Annotated in this window: 13 protein-coding genes; 7 read left to right on the forward strand and 6 right to left on the reverse strand. The window is 64.4% G+C overall.

Annotated features, from left to right (window positions below):
• Nucleotides 1-65: 65 nt before the first annotated feature.
• Nucleotides 66-1,439: an 8-oxoguanine deaminase gene (locus L1P09_RS10335; protein WP_192439927.1), complete on the reverse strand. Its 1,374-nt coding sequence runs from the start codon at nt 1,437-1,439 to the stop codon at nt 66-68.
• 194 nt (nt 1,440-1,633) lie between these two features.
• On the opposite strand from L1P09_RS10335, the gene L1P09_RS10340 reads away from it, so the two are divergent.
• Nucleotides 1,634-2,845, forward strand: coding sequence for an MFS transporter (locus L1P09_RS10340; protein WP_161892749.1), 1,212 nt, complete (start codon nt 1,634-1,636; stop codon nt 2,843-2,845).
• On the opposite strand, the gene L1P09_RS10345 is transcribed toward L1P09_RS10340, so the two are convergent.
• Both L1P09_RS10345 and L1P09_RS10350 read right to left on the reverse strand, forming a co-directional pair.
• Nucleotides 2,815-3,750, reverse strand: coding sequence for a LysR family transcriptional regulator (locus tag L1P09_RS10345; protein ID WP_009685106.1), 936 nt, complete (start codon nt 3,748-3,750; stop codon nt 2,815-2,817). The two genes, L1P09_RS10340 and L1P09_RS10345, sit on opposite strands and share 31 nt — an antisense overlap.
• Nucleotides 3,751-3,819: 69 nt before the next feature.
• Nucleotides 3,820-5,205: an APC family permease gene (locus L1P09_RS10350; RefSeq protein ID WP_235768788.1), complete on the reverse strand. Its 1,386-nt coding sequence runs from the start codon at nt 5,203-5,205 to the stop codon at nt 3,820-3,822.
• 278 nt (nt 5,206-5,483) lie between these two features.
• On the opposite strand from L1P09_RS10350, the gene L1P09_RS10355 reads away from it, so the two are divergent.
• The 3 genes from L1P09_RS10355 to L1P09_RS10365 are packed head-to-tail and all read left to right on the forward strand — an operon-like array spanning nt 5,484 to nt 9,278.
• Complete coding sequence (locus L1P09_RS10355) at nt 5,484-6,326, forward strand: helix-turn-helix transcriptional regulator (protein ID WP_054912317.1); 843 nt, start codon at nt 5,484-5,486, stop codon at nt 6,324-6,326.
• Between the two features lie 40 nt (nt 6,327-6,366).
• The gene (locus L1P09_RS10360) at nt 6,367-7,749 is read left to right on the forward strand and encodes an aspartate aminotransferase family protein (RefSeq protein ID WP_009685103.1); all 1,383 of its coding nucleotides are present in this window, start codon (nt 6,367-6,369) and stop codon (nt 7,747-7,749) included.
• Between the two features lie 35 nt (nt 7,750-7,784).
• Nucleotides 7,785-9,278, forward strand: a complete 1,494-nt coding sequence (locus tag L1P09_RS10365) for an aldehyde dehydrogenase (protein ID WP_192439929.1) — start codon at nt 7,785-7,787, stop codon at nt 9,276-9,278.
• Between the two features lie 38 nt (nt 9,279-9,316).
• Here the strand turns inward: L1P09_RS10365 and L1P09_RS10370 are convergent, their stop codons facing one another.
• A complete protein-coding gene (locus tag L1P09_RS10370) occupies nt 9,317-11,029 on the reverse strand; it encodes an FAD-dependent oxidoreductase (protein WP_232892960.1) in 1,713 nt (570 codons plus the stop codon).
• Between the two features lie 195 nt (nt 11,030-11,224).
• On the opposite strand from L1P09_RS10370, the gene L1P09_RS10375 reads away from it, so the two are divergent.
• The 3 genes from L1P09_RS10375 to L1P09_RS10385 all read left to right on the forward strand — a co-directional run bounded on the left by L1P09_RS10375 (nt 11,225) and on the right by L1P09_RS10385 (nt 14,031).
• Nucleotides 11,225-12,001 carry an IclR family transcriptional regulator gene (locus L1P09_RS10375; RefSeq protein ID WP_192439931.1) on the forward strand — a complete coding sequence of 259 codons (777 nt, stop codon included), beginning with the start codon at nt 11,225-11,227 and terminating at the stop codon, nt 11,999-12,001.
• Between the two features lie 137 nt (nt 12,002-12,138).
• Nucleotides 12,139-13,191: a Gfo/Idh/MocA family protein gene (locus L1P09_RS10380; protein ID WP_235768789.1), complete on the forward strand. Its 1,053-nt coding sequence runs from the start codon at nt 12,139-12,141 to the stop codon at nt 13,189-13,191.
• Between the two features lie 24 nt (nt 13,192-13,215).
• Entirely contained in the window at nt 13,216-14,031 is an 816-nt protein-coding gene (locus L1P09_RS10385) for a sugar phosphate isomerase/epimerase family protein (RefSeq protein WP_232892958.1), read from the forward strand.
• An 88-nt stretch (nt 14,032-14,119) separates the two neighbouring features.
• Here L1P09_RS10385 and L1P09_RS10390 read toward each other — a convergent pair whose 3' ends face one another.
• Together L1P09_RS10390 and L1P09_RS10395 are read right to left on the reverse strand one after the other, a co-directional pair.
• The gene (locus tag L1P09_RS10390; protein ID WP_371105816.1) at nt 14,120-15,409 is read right to left on the reverse strand and encodes an MFS transporter; all 1,290 of its coding nucleotides are present in this window, start codon (nt 15,407-15,409) and stop codon (nt 14,120-14,122) included.
• Nucleotides 15,410-15,643: 234 nt separating this feature from the next.
• The gene (locus tag L1P09_RS10395) at nt 15,644-16,057 is read right to left on the reverse strand and encodes a histone-like nucleoid-structuring protein, MvaT/MvaU family (protein ID WP_232892957.1); all 414 of its coding nucleotides are present in this window, start codon (nt 16,055-16,057) and stop codon (nt 15,644-15,646) included.
• Between the last annotated feature and the right edge of the window lie 223 nt (nt 16,058-16,280).

The following is a 16,280-nucleotide window of genomic DNA, read 5'->3' on the forward strand; positions in this document are numbered from 1 at the left end:
GCAGCCCATCGCCGGCGAGCCCACAGCACGCGGGTGCAGCGCAAACGGCTGGCTTGCCGTCGCGTTCAGGCGCCGCTGACCAATTGCAGGGCCAGCTGGTTGTGGCGTTCCAGCACCCGTGGCAGGTCGATCGTGGCCAACTGGCCGTCCTTGACCACCACCCGGCCATTGATGACGCTGGTGTGAACCTGGGTCGGGGTGCAGAACACCAGCGCGGCCAACGGGTCGTGGTGGCCGCCGGCGTAAGCCACATGGCCCAGGTCGAACGCGACGAAGTCGGCGACCATGCCGGGTGCCAGGGCGCCGATGTCGTTGCGGTTGAGCACTTTGGCGCCGCCCAGGGTAGCTATTTCCAGCGCTTCACGGGCGGTCATGGCGTCTGGGCCGAAGCCAACCCGCTGCAGCAGCAGGGCCTGGCGCACTTCGCCGATCATGCTGGCGCCGTCATTGGAGGCCGAACCGTCTACGCCCAGGCCAACCGCAACGCCGTGGTCACGCATCTTGCGCACCGGGGCAATGCCGGAGGCCAGGCGCATGTTCGAGCAAGGGCAGTGGGCAACCCCGGTACCGGTACGGGCGAACAGCTCGATGCCATGCTGGTCGAGCTGTACGCAGTGGGCGTGCCAGACGTCGTGGCCGACCCAGCCGAGGTCTTCGGCATACTCGGCGGGCGTCATGCCGAATTTTTCACGGCTGTAGGCGATGTCGTTGACGTTCTCGGCGAGGTGGGTGTGCAGCGAAACGCCATACTGGCGCGCCAACACCGCAGCTTCGCGCATCAGGTCGCGGCTGACCGAGAACGGCGAGCAGGGCGCCACGACGATGCGGCGCATCGACCCGTGACTGGCATCGTGGTAGTCCTCGATCAGGCGCTGCGACTCCTTGAGAATGTCGGCTTCCTTCTCGACCACCGCATCTGGCGGCAGGCCGCCCTGGCTTTGCCCTACGCTCATGCTGCCGCGCGCGGCATGGAAGCGCATGCCGATCTCGCTGGCAGCATGAATGCTGTCGTCTAGCTTGCAGCCGTTGGGGTAGATGTACAGGTGGTCGCTGGAGGTGGTACAGCCGGACAGCATCAGCTCGGCCATGGCGGTCTGGGTCGACACCGCGATCATTTCCGGGGTCAGCCGAGCCCAGATCGGGTACAGGTTGGTCAGCCAGTTGAACAGTTCACCGTCCTGAGCCGCCGGCACCACGCGGGTCAGGCTCTGGTACATATGGTGGTGGGTGTTGACCAGGCCCGGGATGACCACCTTGCCGGCCATGTCCAGCACCACGTCGGCGTGCTGCGGCAGGCTATCGCTGGGGCCCACTTGCTTGATCAGGTTGTCTTCGATGTACAGGCCGCCGTTTTTGATTTCGCGGCGTTCGCTGTCCATGGTGACCAGCAGTTGGGCGTTTTTGACGAGGAGGGTTTTCTTGGTAGCGGTAAATGACATGGCTTAAGCCCGTCGCTATACGCCTGGGCGATTACCGAGGTCGTAGGCGAACGCGTATGTAATCAGGAATCCTGAAAGTTGTATACATCAGCGCTCGATTGATGAAATCGAGTCATCCGATTAGTGAAATAACACCAGAAATACGAATTAAGTTTACCAATAGACTGGTGACCTTATTTCTGGAGCCTGTCTTGATGTCCGCTTTCGAACCAAGCCCTGGGGTCGCCACCCCCAGCCGGCACGCTGCAATCAGCATTGCCATTCTGGCGTTTTCAGCCTTTTTGATCGTGACCACCGAATTTCTGATCGTTGGCTTGCTGCCCGCGCTTAGCCAGGACCTGGGTATTTCCATATCGCTGGCGGGGCAGTTGGTCACCCTGTTCGCATTCACCGTGATGCTGGCCGGCCCGCTATTGACGGCGGCGTTGGCGCACCTGGACCGCAAGCGCCTGTTCATCGGCATTTTGCTGGTCTTCGCCGCAGCCAATGCGCTGGCTGCTGCCTCCGGCAGTTTCTGGGTGCTGGCCGTCGCCAGGGTGATACCGGCACTGGCGCTGCCGGTGTTCTGGGGCACCGCCAGTGAAACCGCCGGCCACCTGGCTGGGCGCGACAGGGCCGGGCAGGCCATTGCCAAGGTCTACCTGGGTATCTCGGCGGCGATGTTGCTGGGTATCCCGTTGGGGACCGTGGCAGCAACGGCGGTGGGGTGGCGCGGTGCATTCTGGATCCTGGCTGCGTTGTCGCTGCTGATGGCGCTGGCGATGTGGGTATGGATGCCGCACGTGGCGCGCACGGCGAAAGTTGACTTCATGCAGCAGGCGCGCATTTTCAAAGAGCGTTTTTTCCTGGCCAATGTGCTGCTGTCGGTGGTGGTGTTCACGGCCATGTTCACGGGCTACACCTACCTGGCCGACCTGCTGCAGCGGGTAGCGGGCGTGGCCCCGGCGCATACCGGCTGGTGGCTGATGGGCTTTGGCGCGGTCGGCTTGCTTGGCAACTGGATCGGCGGGCGGGCCGTGGACCGCTCACCGCTCAGGGCCAGCGCGCTGTTCCTGGTGCTGTTGGCCATTGGCATGGCGGCGCTGGTGCCGCTGGCCCAGGGGGCCGTGCTGTTCTGCCTGGCGCTGGCGCTGTGGGGCATTGCCAACACGGCACTGTACCCGGTGAGCCAGGTGCGGGTGATGAGTTCGGTCACCCATGCCCAAGCCCTGGCGGGTACCACCAATGTGTCGGCGGCCAACGCCGGTATCGGCCTGGGGGCCGTGCTGGGTGGCATGACCATTTCCCACCTGGGGGTCGGCTACGTGGGCTACGTGGCGGCTGGCATCGCCTTGCTGGCGCTGGCGTTGGTGCCCGTGGTGGGCCGGCTGGCGCCTCAGCCCGGTGCGCAGGCCCGGCTGCCGTGAGGCGCCAGGCGCGGTAGCAGGTAGTCGAGCAAGGCGCGAACCTTGGGTAGCCCTTCGCGGCTTTTCAGCCACACCAGGTTCATTGGCAAGCCGTCGGTGGCCAGTGCCGGCAATACTTCGACCAGGCGCCCCTGGTCGAGGTACTGCTGGGTCAGCCAGGTGGGTAGCTGGCCGATGCCATGGCCGGCCAGCACCGCTGCCACTTCGCCTTCGCCATCGCCCACGGCAATGCGCGGCTGCACGGTACGCCGCTCCATTTCGCCGGGGTGGCGGCCTTTGAAGTACCACGGGCTGACCAGGCCGTCGGTGTGGCCATAACCCACGCAGTGGTGGTGCTCCAGGTCGCGCTCGTGTTGCGGTACGCCATGCTTTTCCAGGTAGCCAGGGGCGGCACAGAACATCAGGCGCTGGGCACCGAAGTATTGGTGGCCCAGCGCCGCCGGCCAGGCATCCGGGCCACCGATGCGCACCACGATATCGATGCCCTCGTGCACCGGGTCGACGAAACGGTCGGAGAACGACACATGCGGCTGCAGCAACGGGTGCAGGCGGATGAAGTCGAGGATCAGCGGCAGCACATGCAGGCGACCGTAAGAGGCGGGCAGTTCGATCCGCACTTTGCCATGGGGTTGGTCATCGCTGGCCGCCAGGGTGTGCTCGACTTCTTCCAGGTCGGCCAGGACCGAGGTGCAAGTGCGATAGAACACCACGCCCGCTTCACTCAGCGACAGGCTGCGCGTGGTGCGGTTGAACAGCCGTGCGCCCAGGCGGGCCTCCAGCCGGGCCACGCTCTTGCTGATGGCCGAGCTGGTCAGGTTGAGCCGCTCGGCAGCTGCCGTGAAACTGCCCAAGTCAGCGACGGCGACGAAAACGTCAATGCCTTTGAGGCGTTCGGAAGAGTACATGGGTGGCTTCTATGATGAACTGGGTTCCCGGTTCGGGTGTGCCTATTGAAGCCTCGCACGTGGATTTCATCAATGAGTTTCGCCTGGCCTGGCCGGCAACGTGACCCGAAACGCCCGGGTAAGCCCCAGCAGTACCAGCAGGCCCATGCCCATCCAGCACAGGCCAATGCTGAACGACAGGCTGGTCAGGCTACTCCACAGCCACAGCGTGCTGAGAAAACCCAGCCCCGGTATGGCGCCGTACAGCACCACATTACCGGCACCGCGCAGCTTGCGGTCGATGAGGTAGTGCTTGACCACCGCCAGGTTCACCGCCGAAAAGGCGAACAGTGCGCCGAAACTGATCATGTTGGCCACGGTGTCGAGGGTAATGACCAGGGCAATCAGCGACAGCAGGCTGACCACCAGGATGGCGGTGGCCGGTACGCGCTTTTTCGTTGCAAGCTGGCCAAACGCCCGCGGCAGCACGCCGTCTCGGCCCATCGCGAACAGCACCCGTGACACGCTGGCTTGCGACACCATGGCCGAGGCGAAGCAGCCGGCCACGTAAGTGGCGGTGAATGCGCTGACCAGCAGTTCGCCGCCTACCCGGCGCATGACGTCCACCGAGGCCGAGTCCGGGTCGGCAAAGCTGCCCCAGTCGGGGAAGACCAGTTGTGCGCAGTACGACACCACCAGGAACAGCAAGCCGCCGATCAGGGACACGGCAAGGATCGCCAGCGGAATACGGTAGGTCGGGTTGCTGGTTTCCTCGGCCATGGTCGAGACCGCATCGAAGCCCAGGAATGACAGGCACAGTACGGCCGCGCCGGTCATCACCAACGGCACGCTGAAACCGTCGTGGTGGAACGGCGCCAGCAGCGAAACGGGTTCGGCCTGGCCGCTCAGCCTGAGCACGGCCAGGCCGACGAAAACCACGATGAACACCAGTTGCGTCACCACCAGGATCCAGTTGGCGCGGGTGATCGACTCGATGCCGATCAGGTTGAGGAAGGTGACCAGGGCGATGGACCCTGCCACCCACACCCAGGCATGAATGGCCGGGAAGTATTCCGACATGTAGATGCCGATCAGCAGGTAGCTGAGCAGTGGCAGGAAAATGTAGTCGAGCAGCAGGGTCCAGCCGGTGATGAAACCGATGTGGCTGCCAAAGGCCTTGCGGGTATAGGTGTAGACCGAGCCGGAGTAGGGGTGGGCCTGGACCATGCGGCCGTAGCTGTAGGCGGTCAGCAGCATGGCGGCGAGGGTCAGCAGGTAGGCAGTGGGCAGGTGCCCCTTGGTCATCTGGGTGACCAGCCCATAGGTGGTGAAGACCGCCAGCGGCACCATGTATGCCAGGCCGAACAGCACCAGGGCGGTCATGCTCATGGACTGGCGCAAACGCCCGCTGCTGGCGGCAGGTTGCGCGGTGGCGGGCGGGGTGGTGGGGTGAGCTGTACTTGTTGTTGTATGCATTGCTAACTCCTGGAAAGGGATGCAGGCCACTGCGGCAGGCGAGCAGGCTCGTTACCGGGGTGTCGTGCAAGGAGGTCGAGCGCAAGGCTCGCAGCGCTGGGGCGGGTTGATGCTCCCACACCCCGCCAGCACCCGGAATCACCCTTTGGGGTGAGCCCAGGCAGCGGCCATCCGGCTCACCCCAAAGGGTGATTCCGCAGGTTCCCCTGCCATGGGAGTATCTGCCCAACCACGCACCGCACTGGCGGCGGTGCCTTACTCCATATGGCAGGCCGACTGTGACTATCCAATTGCTTTCAGAACAGTGGTTCGAGCACCAGGCCAAGGTCACCGAGGCAATCGGCCGGCCTGGCTTCGCCGCCAACCTGTTTGCAGCACTGGGCGTGATCCGGCCGATCCAGGCCACCACGGTGTACCTGTACCCGCACCACGGCATGCCCTGCGCGCTGTTCGAGCAGGACGACAAGGCGCCCTGGCAGCCCGAGGGTAACGTCAGCCGCTACCTGTCGGGTTTCTACCTGCTCGACCCGTTCTACGGTGCTTGCGTGGAGCAGCTGGGGTCTGGCTGCTACGGCCTGTTCGAGGTGGCACCCGACCATTTTGAGGTCAGCGAGTACTACCAGTCGTTCTACCGCCACTCGCACCTGGCAGACGAACTCAACTACATCCTGCAGCTGGCCCCCGGCCAGAGCCTGGCCGTGTCGCTGGCTTTCACCGACAAGCTCGACCCGCAAACCCGTGCACTTTTCGGGCACATCACGCCCTGGGTGCTGGCGCTACTCGGCAAGCATTTTGCCGGCGTCGACAGCCGTGCCGGGCGCTTCGAGAACATCCTTGAGCAGCGTATTCACGCTGCGCTGAACAACTTCGGCAGCTCGTTGCTGACCGAGCGCGAATGCCGCATTGCCCAGCTGATCTTGCGCGGCCATTCGACCAAGTCGCTGGCCGAGCGCCTGGGTGTGTCGGAAGACACCATCAAGTCGCACCGCAAGAACGTCTACGCCAAGCTCGATATCGGCACCCAGTCCGAGCTGTTTTCCCTGTTCATCGACGCGCTGGCCAATGCCCAGGGCGTGCTGGGCAAGGACCCGCTGGAAAGCTATATGGGCAAGCGGCGCTGAGCGCCGCTGCCGTGCACCCCACCGCAAAGGAAAACCAACAATGAATGCGCCTTTCGCCCCGCAACGCCAGACCCGTGACTACCAGGCAGCCGACGCCGCGCACCACATCCATGCCTTCCTCGACCAGAAGGCGCTGAACGCCGAAGGGCCGCGGGTGATCGTAGGTGGCGAGCGCCTGCACCTGTGGGACAGCGAGGGCAAGCGATACCTGGATGGCATGTCCGGGCTGTGGTGCACCCAGCTCGGTTACGGCCGCCGCGACCTGACCGCCGCTGCCGCCAGGCAGATGGACCAGCTGGCGTACTACAACATGTTCTTCCACACCACCCACCCGGCGGTGATCGAGCTTTCGGAGCTGCTGTTCAGCCTGCTGCCCGGGCACTACAGCCACGCGATCTACACCAACTCCGGATCCGAGGCCAACGAGGTGCTGATCCGCACCGTGCGCCGCTACTGGCAGGTGGTCGGCCAGCCAAGCAAGACGATCATGATCGGCCGCTGGAATGGCTACCACGGCTCGACTCTGGCGGCCACGGCGCTGGGTGGCATGAAGTTCATGCACGAAATGGGCGGGCTGATCCCGGATGTGGCGCACATCGACGAGCCCTATTGGTACGCCGAAGGCGGTGAGCTGAGCCCGGCCGAGTTCGGCCGCCGCTGTGCCTTGCAACTGGAAGAAAAAATCCTGGAGCTGGGCGCCGAAAACGTTGCTGGCTTCATTGCCGAGCCGTTCCAGGGCGCAGGCGGCATGATCTTCCCGCCGGAAAGCTACTGGCCGGAAATCCAGCGCATCTGCCGCCAGTACGATGTGCTGCTGTGTGCCGACGAGGTGATTGGTGGCTTTGGTCGTACCGGCGAATGGTTTGCCCACGAATACTTCGGCTTCCAGCCCGATACCCTGTCCATAGCCAAGGGCCTGACCAGCGGCTACGTACCCATGGGCGGGCTGGTGCTGAGCAAGCGCATAGCCGAAGCGCTGGTGGAGCGGGGCGGGGTGTTCGCCCACGGCCTGACCTATTCCGGCCACCCGGTGGCAGCGGCGGTGGCCATCGCCAACCTGAAAGCCCTGCGTGACGAAGGCATCGTGCGCCAGGTGAAGGACGACACCGGCCCCTACCTGCAGCGCATCCTGCGCGAGGTGTTTGCCGACCACCCGCTGATTGGCCAGGTGCAGGGCGCAGGCCTGGTGGCGGCGCTGCAACTGGCAGAGCACAAGCCTACCCGCAAGCGCTTTGCCAATGAAAACGACCTGGCCTGGCAGTGCCGGACCTTCGGCTTCGAGGAGGGGGTGATCATTCGCTCCACCCTGGGGCGGATGATCATGGCGCCGGCCTTGATCGCCAACCACAGCGAGCTGGATGAGCTGGTGGAGAAAACCCGCATCGCCGTTGACCGCACGGCGCGCCTGGTTGGCAAGCTCTGACAGTCCGTCAGCACAACCGCTTGAAAGGAGTACAAATGTACACCCTCGAATTCTGGCAGCAACGCGCTGCGGACCTGTACTTGCCGGCCAGCGCCCTGATCGCTGGCAACGCCGTGAAGGCCCAAAGTGGCGCGACCTTTGCCGCTATCAATCCCGCCACCAACCAGGTGCTGGCGCAGGTCGCCGCCTGCGCCCAGGCCGACGTCGACCTGGCCGTGGCCAGCGCACGGCAGGCCTTCGAGCACGGCCCGTGGGCGCGCATGGCCCCCGGGCAGCGCAAGCAAGTGCTGCAGCGCCTGGCCGAACTGATCATGGCCCACCGCGAAGAGCTGGCGTTGCTGGACTCGCTGAACATGGGCAAACCGGTCATGGACGCCTACAACATCGATGTGCCCGGGTCGGCGCAGGTATTTGCCTGGTACGGCGAGGCGCTGGACAAGCGCTACGACCAGGTGGCGCCGACCGCCACCAATGCATTGGCCACCATCACCCGTGAGGCCTTGGGCGTGGTGGCGGCAGTGGTGCCGTGGAACTTCCCGCTGGACATGGCCGCCTGGAAGCTGGCCCCGGCCTTGGCCGCGGGCAACAGCGTGGTGCTCAAGCCGGCCGAACAGTCGCCGTTCTCGGCCTTGCGCCTGGCCGAACTGGCCCTGCAAGCCGGTTTGCCCGAAGGCGTGCTGAACGTGGTGCCGGGCCTGGGCGAGCAGGCCGGGCAGGCCCTGGGCCTGCACCCAGACGTGGATTGCCTGGTGTTCACAGGCTCCACCCAGGTGGGCAAGTACTTCATGCAATACGCGGCGCAGTCCAACCTCAAGCAGGTATGGCTGGAGTGCGGGGGCAAGAGCCCGAACCTGGTGTTCGAGCACTGCCAGGACCTGGACCTGGCTGCGGAAAAGGCGGCCTTTGGTATTTTCTTCAATCAGGGTGAGGTCTGCTCCGCCAACTCGCGGCTGTATGTGCAGCGTTCCATCCACGATGAGTTCATCGAGCGCCTGCAGGCCAAGGCCCGGCAATGGCAGCCTGGCAACCCGCTGGACCCGGCCAGCCGCGCCGGGGCGATTGTCGATGCTGGCCAGGCAGCGCGTATCCAGGCCGCCATCGACCGCGCGCGGCAAGAGGGCGCGCGGCTGGTGTGTGGCGGTCGGCGGTTGCATATCGGCGGGTCGGACAACTACATCGAGCCGACCATCTTCGCCGAGGTCGATGCCAGCATGAGCCTGGCGCAGGAAGAAGTGTTCGGGCCGGTACTGGCAGTGAGTGCCTTCGACAGTGAAGAGGAGGCGGTGCGCCTGGCCAATGACAGCATCTATGGCCTGGCGGCTTCGGTGTGGAGCGACGACTTCAACCAGGTGCACCGCGTGGCGCGGGCGCTGAAAGTCGGTACCGTGTCGGTGAACACGGTCGATGCACTGGATGTCACGGTGCCTTTCGGTGGCGGCAAACAGTCGGGGTTTGGCCGCGACCTGTCGCTGCATGCGTTCGACAAGTACACGCAGCTCAAGACCACCTGGTACCAGCTGCGCGGCTGAACCCGGGCCGGCGGCAAGCACGACCTGCCGCCGGCCGCTTACTCATACGCCTGCACCCCGGCAATATGCCGCCCGGCCACGTAGCCGAAGGTCAATGCGGGCCCCAGGTTGATGCCGCCAGACGGGTACCAGCCACCGAACACACTGGCCATGTCGGTACCTGCCGCGTACAGCCCGGTGATCGGCTGGCCGCTGGCATCCAGTACCCGTGCCTGGCCATCGGTGCGCAACCCGGCAAAGGTGCCAAAGCAACCCGGCTTCACCTTCACCGCGTAGAACGGGCCCTGTTCGATTGGCGCCACACACGGGTTGGGGCCTGGGTGTTGCGGGTCGCCCTGCTTGCGGTTGAATGCGGTGGAGCCACGGCCGAAGGCCGGGTCCTGGCCGTGGCGTGCAGGGCTGTTGAAGGCCTCGACGGTGGCGCGCAACCCGTCCGCATCGATGCCGCAGGCAACCGCCAACGCTTCGAGTGTGGCGCCACGTTTCAGGTAGCCACTGCGCACATGCGGCCACACCGGCAGTGGCGCCGGGCGGGCATGGCCCAAGCCATAACGGCGTAGGAAACGGTGGTCACACACCAGCCACGAACACACCTCCTGGTCCGCTGGCACTGCCGCGACCATGGCTGCCACATAGTCATAGTAACCGTGCGCTTCATTGACGAAACGCTTGCCGTTGGCCAGCACCCCGATGATGCCCGGTTTGCCCCGTTCGATGATGTGCGGGAAATGGCCGACAGTGCCATCGCCATGCGGCACCTGCGAAACCGGCGCCCAGGCCACCGGCGACTGCAGGTCGGTGGCCACCACGCCACCTGCTGCCTCGCCCAGGCGCAGGCCATCGCCAGAGCAGCCCTTTGGCGGCAGGGCCAGGGTGTCGTGGCCGCTGGCGTCGCGGGGGAACAGCTGCCGGCGCCGGGCAGCGTCGTGAGGGAAGCCGCCCGCTGCCAGTACCACTGCCTTGGCGCGGATACGCTGCTCGCCTTGCGGGGTCGTCACCAGCGCGCCGCACACCTGGCCTGCTTCGACCAGCAAATGCTTGGCCGGCGCCGACACCTGCAGCTGCACGCCCAGGTCCTGCGCCGACTTGGCCAGCCGCGCCACCAGTGCCACGCCGTTGACCAGGTGCATGGCCCGGCCATGGCGGGCCAGATGGTACAGGTGCCGGCCGAAGCGCTTGCAAACGTGCAGCAAGGCCTTGGGCGAACGGGTCATGTTGAGGAACGCGGCAAGGTCGGCGCCGGCCATGATCGGCATGCCCATGAACGAGGTTTCGTGCAGGGTCTGGCGCAGGCGTGGCAGCAGTGCACCCACCTCGCGGGCATCGTACGGTGCGGCAATCACCTGATGCCCACCTTCGGCGGCGCCAGGGGTGTGGCCGTGCATGTCCGGTATCGCATTGCCGTCGGCAAACTGCAGCGCCGTATGCTTCTCGAAAAACGCCACCATGTGGGGGCAGGCTTCAAGGAAAGCGTCCACCCGTTCGGCATCGTAATGGGCACCCAGCTCATTGCGCAGGTAGGTCCGTGGCTGCTCGATGTCTTCATCGATGCCGGCGCGGCGCGCCAACGGGTTGCGCGGCACCCAGGCCCAGCCACCGGACCAGGCCGTGGCGCCGCCCAGCACTGGCTCCTTTTCTACCAGAATCACCTTTTGCCCATGCCAGGCAGCTGTTACAGCGGCGGCCAGCCCGGCGGCGCCTGAACCTATCACCAGTACATCGCATTCGGTTTCGAAGGGGGCAGGGGGCATCGCACTAATCCTGTATTGTTATTGGAACGTGGTTCTATATTCTTATTTGGCCCGTGTCGATCCGCAAGGGCAGGGCTGACCGCCCGCGCAACAAGCGGGCGATAATCGAACAATTGGCAGGAGCTGGCATGTGTACCCTGTCGGCGATGTGGAATCATCTTCTAGAATTCGCAAAACGTAGCAAGGACCTGTGTCATGGCTGGTAGTCAGATCGAACGCGCCTTCAATCTTGTTGAGAGCCTTGCCGGTGAGCCCCAGGGCCTGGCATTGCAAACCCTGGCCGAGCGCCTGGATATCCCTAAAAGCGCCGCGCACCGCATGCTGGCCGAGCTGATGCGGCTGGGCTACGTACGGCAGAACCGTGACAACAGCCGCTATCAGCTGTCGGCCAAGCTGGTCGCCCAAGGCTTCCGTTACCTGGCCAGCAGTGGTGCCGATGTCATTCAGCCGATTCTCGACCGCTTGGCCCAGGACAGCGGTGAGCTGGTGCGCCTTGGTGTCATCGATGGGGGGCGGCAGACCTGGATCGCCAAGTCCCAGGGCGCGCGCTCCGGGTTGCGTTACGACCCGGACATGGGGCGCGACGCGCCGCTGTTCTACACCGCGTCCGGGCACGCCTGGCTGGCCAGCCTGGACGATGAGCAGGCGCTGCAGATGGTGCTGCGCCAGGGCATCGCCGACCCGAGCCAGTTCGGCCCGAATGCGCCGCGCACCACCGACGAGTTGCTCGCCTACCTGCACCGCGCCCGCGAGCTGGGTTATGCCTGGGTCGAGCAAACCTCGGCGGTGGGCACCTCGGCGCTGGCTGCGGTGGTACGGCGCCCGCAAAGCGGCGAGGTGATTGGCGTGCTGAGCATTGCCGGGCCCAGTGCACGCCTGGCGCAAAGGCGTTTGGCCGAGCTGGCCCCCCTATTGCTGGCGGCTACCGAGGAACTGTCTGCCGCCAGCCACGCCAGCGAGCTGTTTGCCTGAGGGATATTCCGGTCGATTACCGCACAGTCTGTTCAGCAGGCTCTTCTGAAAAGTTGAACCTGGTTCTAAATTGCTGAGTGTGAATTCTGGAACGCTGTTTCATATTCGCACTACAACAATGACAAGAGGACAGGCTGTTGAACGCACCCCTTCGTATCGCCCTGGTCGGCGCTGGCATCATGGGCCGCCAGCATTACCAGCACTTGCGCAATGTACCCCAGGCCCGGTTGTGCGCGGTGGCCGACCCCGGCCCGCAGGCCGAAGCCTTCGCCGTCGACTGCGGCGTGCCGTACTTTGCCGACCACTGGCAGATGCTGCAACGCGTGCAGCCCGAGGCGGTGATCATCGCCAACCCGAACAACCAGCACGTGGCCACTGCGCTGGATTGCGTCGAAGCCGGCGTGCCGGTACTGGTGGAGAAACCGGTGGGCGTGCAGCTGCAGGAGGTGCGGGCGCTGGTCGAGGCGTCACGGCGGTGCAAGGTACTGGTATTGGTCGGCCACCATCGTCGGCACAATCCATTGATCGCCAAGGCGCACCAGGTGATCAGCGAAGGCAAGCTGGGCCGGCTGATCAATGTCACCGCACTGTGGCAGTTGCAAAAGCCCGACAGCTACTTCGACACCGCCTGGCGCCGCGAGCCGGGTGCGGGTTTTTTGCTGACCAACCTGATCCATGACCTCGACCTGCTGCGTTACTTGTGCGGCGAGGTGGTACAGGTGCAGGCCTTCACCCGCAACGACGTGCGCGGGTTCGCCAACGAAGACAGTGCCGCCGTGCTATTGCAGTTCGCCAATGGCGCCTTGGGTAGCCTGACCGGCTCGGACGCCGTAGCGGCGCCCTGGAGCTGGGAGCTCGACTCGGGTGAAAGCCCGGTCTACCCGCGCCAGGATGGCCAGCCGTGTTATCTGCTGGCCGGCACCCAGGGCTCGCTGAGCATTCCTCAGCTCAAGCACTGGCACTACGCCGAGCCGGGTTCGGGGTGGCACACACCGTTGTTGCAGCACCAGCACAGCATACCCGCCGGTGAAGCATTGACCCTGCAGTTGCAGCACTTCGTGCGGGTCGCCCGCGGTGAACAGCCGCCTTTGGTCGATGCCGCCGACGCTGGCCGCACCCTGGCACTGATCGAAGCGATCCGCCAGGCTGCCGCCAGCGGCCGCGCCTGTGCTCCCGAGCACATTGCCTGATACCCTCTTTGCTGGTGACGACGAATGACTGATCGAATATTTTCCCTCGCGGCCCTGACGGTACTCGAACTGTCCCCGCCAGACATGGTCGAGGCTGCTGCCCGCGCTGGCTACAGCCATGTTGGCCTGCGCCTGGTGCCGGCCACCGAGCAGGAACAGCACTACCCGCTGGTGGCCAATGCCGATCTGCGCAGGCAGACCCAGGCACGCCTGCGCGATACCGGCATCCAGGTGCTGGACCTGGAGATCCTGCGCCTTAAGCCGGACACCTGCGTGGCGGACTTCGAAGCCATCCTGGCGGTGGGTGCCGAGCTGGGGGGTACCGAACTGCTGGTGGCAGGCAACGACCCGGACGAAGCACGGCTCACCGAGCGCTTTGCCGCGCTGTGCGAATTGGCGGCGGGCCATGGCATCCACCCGCACCTGGAGTTCATGCCCTGGACCGACGTACGCGATTTGCGCCAGGCCATGCGCGTGGTAGCCAACGCCGATCAGGCCAATGGTTGCGTGCTGGTGGACGCGTTCCATTTCAACCGCTCCGGCTCTGCGCTGAGCGACCTGGCGCAGTTGGCACCGCAACGCATGCGCTATGCCCAATTGTGCGACGTGGCGGGGCCAGTGCCGGCCGACATGGACGAAATCCTGCGCCAGGCGCGTAACGAACGGCGCTTCCCGGGTGATGGCGATGCCGATCTGGTCGGGCTGCTGCGTGCGCTACCGGCCACCCTCCCGCTGAGCCTGGAAATCCCTACCCGGCAGTTGCTGGAACAAGGGATCAGCGGCGAACAGCGTGCGCGCATGGCGCTGGACCACGCCAAGGCGGTATTGGCCAAGGTCTGACAGTGGCCAGTGCGGCGCGGCGCCTCCGTTGACCGGTGGCGCAAAAAAAGGGCCCGCAAGGGCCCCGTAGAGGTAACTGAGCAGCGCCTCAGGCGCTTTCGACCTGGCGCGGCGCCATGAAGTACATCCATACCAGCGCCAGGAAGTACATGGCCGGGATCATGGTGAACAGCACGGCATAGTTATTGTGGGTAGCCGTCAGCACGCTGCCGACGATCTGCGTCATGAACATCCCGCCAATGGCTGCGCACATGCTGCCGAAGCCGAACACGGTACTCACCAGGTGCTTGGGCGTGTAGTCCATCACCAGGCTCCAGATGTTCGCCGTCCAGGCCTGGTGCGCCCCCACCGCCAGCGAAATGGCCGCCACCGCGACCCAGAGGCCGCTGGCGTTGGCGGCCAACACTACGCTGACCATGGTGCAGGCGAAGACCAGCATGGACAGCAACCGCGCCGTCGTGGCGCGCACGCCGCGGCCGATCAACCATGACGACAGAATGCCACCGCCGATGCTGCCAAAATCGGCCGTCAGCCAGATGATGATCAGTGGGATACCCATCTGGGTCACATTGATGCCCAGGCTGTACTGTTGGTTGAGGAAGGGCGGCAACCAGTACAGGTAGAACCAGAACACCGGTGCGGTGATCGCATAGGCCACCGCGAACGCCCAGGTCCCGCGCAGGCGCAGTATGCGGCTGAACGGTACCCGGGTCGGCTCGGGCTCGACAGCTTGCTGGATGTACTGCACCTCGCTCTGCCGCACTGTCGGGTGGTCTTCAGGGTTGTAGTACTTGACCAGCCACAGCACTACCCACACCAGGCCCAGGCAGCCCATGGCGATGAATGCGGCCTGCCAGCCCCACACGGCCAGAATCAGTGGCAGCAGCGCTGGGGTTACCATGGCGCCGACATTGGTACCGGCATTGAACAAACCGGTGGCGATGGCCCGCTCACCGGCCGGAAACCACAGGCGCACGGTTTTCACGCAAGCCGGGTAGTTGGCGGCTTCGGTCAGGCCAAGGATAAAGCGGCAAACCATGAAACCGGCAGCCGAGGTGGCCAAGCCATGGGCGCCGGTGGCCAGGCTCCAGAGCAGCACGGCAAAGAAAAAGGCCCGTTTGACGCCGACCTTGTCGATCAGCCGGCCTTGCAACAGAAAGCCGATGGCGTAACCGACCTGGAACCAGAAGTTGATGTTGGCGTAGTCCATCGCCGTCCAGCTCATTTCCTTGGCCAAGACAGGCTGCATGATGCCAAGGGCGGCGCGGTCGATGTAATTGAGGGTGGTGGCGAAGAACACCAGGGCCAGCATGCCCCAGCGGGTCTTGCCAACGCCGAAGGCGGCGCGAAGCTTGTCGCCGATCGAACCCTGGGGCATCCGGGGCGCGGCGGGGTGAGTCTTGGAGTTGTTCATGACGGCTCGTTTCTTGAAATTGTATTCAACTGCGGTGCTGCGGGTGCGTGACCATTTCCCAGGCAAGGGTGCACGCAAGGCCGGTGCATGGTGAGCAGTGCGGGCGGCAGCGTCAATTCAAGAGGCGGGCTAATGTTCGGTTACCGAACGCTTGCGTGTGCCGGCGAGGCAGCAGGATTACCGCTGAGCCGGCGCTGGTTATTCGCGCGGGCTGCGTGGTAGCAGGGCACCTGGTATTACCCAGCTTTCCACTTCGGCGCGGCTGTACTGCCTGATCCACTGGCGCAAGGTCTTGTGCAAGGTGCTCTTGGCTTCGACAACTTCACCGGTATAGGGGTTTTGATAAAACTTGCTGAGCCGCGCCCGGAAACCGGTCGGTGAAACCAGTGCGTGGGGTTGCCGGGTGAACAGGTCGAACGTGTGGCGCTGCTCAGGTGCCATGATGCTCAGCACCTGCCTTAAACCGAATTGATATTCGGCCAGCAGGTCGTGCAGTTTGCTTTCGAATTCCAGCTCGCGGCGAAGCTGGGGGTCAACCTTGATGAACTGAAGTTCGTCTTTCTTGTTGGCGAGTAGCCATTCGAGGGCGCGGAACTGGGCAAGATGAGACATGGGGCTTCCTCCAGTGCGTGATGGCACCAGTGTTAGCGCGCCGGTCAGAGCAACGCAAGTGGGGAAATAATTTGAGATTTTTGCAGGGCATTCTTCGCTGTTGTGTTGTACGAAAGTCCAGTTCTAAGTTGGGTTGTCAGTAACTTCTTACAGCGGTTGCCTTCAATAACTTCAATCAATGAATGCCTGGGGTTTTGCCTGTCAGGGCATCTGCTGAGGCGCT

Origin of the sequence: Pseudomonas juntendi, from assembly GCF_021560075.1 — a bacterium.
Taxonomy (GTDB): domain Bacteria; phylum Pseudomonadota; class Gammaproteobacteria; order Pseudomonadales; family Pseudomonadaceae; genus Aquipseudomonas; species Aquipseudomonas juntendi.

Bases quoted from the DNA above. Each gene is read 5' to 3' on its own strand.
- L1P09_RS10335 (WP_192439927.1), bottom strand. From the start codon at position 1,439: ATGTCATTTACCGCTACCAAGAAAACCCTCCTCGTCAAAAACGCCCAA.
- L1P09_RS10340 (WP_161892749.1), top strand. From the start codon at position 1,634: ATGTCCGCTTTCGAACCAAGCCCTGGGGTCGCCACCCCCAGCCGGCAC.
- L1P09_RS10345 (WP_009685106.1), bottom strand. From the start codon at position 3,750: ATGTACTCTTCCGAACGCCTCAAAGGCATTGACGTTTTCGTCGCCGTC.
- L1P09_RS10350 (WP_235768788.1), bottom strand. From the start codon at position 5,205: ATGCATACAACAACAAGTACAGCTCACCCCACCACCCCGCCCGCCACC.
- L1P09_RS10360 (WP_009685103.1), top strand. From the start codon at position 6,367: ATGAATGCGCCTTTCGCCCCGCAACGCCAGACCCGTGACTACCAGGCA.
- L1P09_RS10365 (WP_192439929.1), top strand. From the start codon at position 7,785: ATGTACACCCTCGAATTCTGGCAGCAACGCGCTGCGGACCTGTACTTG.
- L1P09_RS10370 (WP_232892960.1), bottom strand. From the start codon at position 11,029: ATGCCCCCTGCCCCCTTCGAAACCGAATGCGATGTACTGGTGATAGGT.
- L1P09_RS10375 (WP_192439931.1), top strand. From the start codon at position 11,225: ATGGCTGGTAGTCAGATCGAACGCGCCTTCAATCTTGTTGAGAGCCTT.
- L1P09_RS10385 (WP_232892958.1), top strand. From the start codon at position 13,216: ATGACTGATCGAATATTTTCCCTCGCGGCCCTGACGGTACTCGAACTG.
- L1P09_RS10390 (WP_371105816.1), bottom strand. From the start codon at position 15,409: ATGCCCCAGGGTTCGATCGGCGACAAGCTTCGCGCCGCCTTCGGCGTT.
- L1P09_RS10395 (WP_232892957.1), bottom strand. From the start codon at position 16,057: ATGTCTCATCTTGCCCAGTTCCGCGCCCTCGAATGGCTACTCGCCAAC.